2 protein-coding genes are annotated in these 1,416 nt (G+C 33.0%); both read right to left on the bottom strand.

The genetic code is table 11. The annotated features are described in order from the left end of the window. Window positions 1-109 precede the first annotated feature (109 nt). Window positions 110-958, bottom strand: coding sequence for an IS3 family transposase (locus DFQ11_RS15065; protein ID WP_233487609.1), 849 nt, complete (start codon window positions 956-958; stop codon window positions 110-112). Then, window positions 904-1,362 (bottom strand): helix-turn-helix domain-containing protein, encoded by a 459-nt coding sequence (locus tag DFQ11_RS15060; RefSeq protein ID WP_233487608.1) that lies wholly within the window; start codon window positions 1,360-1,362, stop codon window positions 904-906. Before DFQ11_RS15060 ends, DFQ11_RS15065 begins: the two co-directional genes overlap by 55 nt. Window positions 1,363-1,416 lie beyond the last annotated feature (54 nt).

The following is a 1,416-nucleotide window of genomic DNA, read 5'->3' as shown; positions in this document are numbered from 1 at the left end:
TGTATTATACTGATATAGGTTGACCTTTTTTTAGGTTAATTTATACCGTTCAAAAGATTTTTTTCAGCCGTTTAGAAGGCAAAAAAAATAGTTTGAACTAGGTCTGTTCTTAAATCGTTAGTTCATGTAAATTTACATTATTTTTTCGATAGGATTTGTATTTAATATTTGGGTTTAGGTGTACTTCAGCTGGTTTTCTTAAATCTAGGCTAAAATGGGTTCTTAAATTGTTATAAATATAGATAGCTTGGTTAGTCATTTTTTGCGCCAGATCAGTGTTCTTAATGGTTTGTTTTAGTCCATACTCGTATTTAAGAGTTCTGTTAATGCGTTCAGCGATAGCATTTTCGTAAGGGTCGTATTGTTCAGTCATACTCATTATGATACCGTTACTTTCGGCAAATTCGGTGTATTTAGGATTGCAGTATTGAAATCCTCTATCAGAGTGATGAATAATCTTTTGGTTAGGATATTTTCTGTTCTTAATTGCCATAGCGAGTGCATCTGTGCAAAGTGATGTTCTCATATGGTTATCGAGTTTGTAGCCCATAATTTGCTTAGAATAGGCGTCAGTTACTAAAGCCAAGTAGTTATGTCCATTTTGGGTTTTAATATAAGTGATATCAGATACCCAAAGTTGTTCAGGACGAGTAGGGACTTGGTCTTTGACTAGATTGTTATATTTTTTGTACATATGGTTAGAGTTTGTCGTTGTGATGTAATTTTTAGTTTTAGGAATCAAAAGATTATTTAACCTGAGGAAGCGATAGAACTTGTCTCTGCCTATTTTTATACCAGCAATGATAAAGTCTTGTTTAAGCTCACTATGTAGTTTGATTCCACCAGTTTTCGAGCCTACTTTTTTACGGTAGTCTTTCACCATTTTGATTAGTTTTTGATGGTCTATCTCTTGTTTTTGTTGGGTTTTGATTCTTTTGTAGAAGGCTTGTTTACTAATCCCAAAGCATTGATAGAGCCATTTTCTTTTAAACGGGCTTTCTTCTTTCGCTCTATCTCTTTTGCTAATGTTTTGGGCAACGACTTTTTTGACATATCGACGCCTGTAATAAGTTCCATATCAGCGATAATGTCTTGTTGGAAGTCTTTAACAAACTCCAGTTCTTCAATCTTTTCCTTTAGCTTTTTAATTTCATCGTTTTTACTCATACCTATATTTTGTTGGACTAAGGTACTGTATTTTCTCAACCAATAGGATATGGTTGTTCTGGGAACATCATATTTTTTAGAAGCGGTACTTCTAGATATTTGTCCATTTAGGATTTGGTCAACGACTAAAAGTTTAGTCTCTAGGGTTGCTTTTTGATAGCTTTTTTTTCGCCAGTGTTCATTTTTTATTTTCATAAGTGACTATAATTAAAGGTTTAATTTTTAGTCAACCTATTTCAGGAAAATTCA

Source organism: Winogradskyella epiphytica (assembly GCF_003217215.1).
GTDB lineage: Bacteria > Bacteroidota > Bacteroidia > Flavobacteriales > Flavobacteriaceae > Winogradskyella > Winogradskyella epiphytica.
Note: the sequence above shows the minus strand (reverse complement) of the source record. Positions and strands in the feature narration are given on the sequence as shown.

Coding starts and splice junctions, on each gene's coding strand:
- DFQ11_RS15060 (WP_233487608.1), bottom strand. CDS start 1,362: ATGAAAATAAAAAATGAACACTGGCGAAAAAAAAGCTATCAAAAAGCA.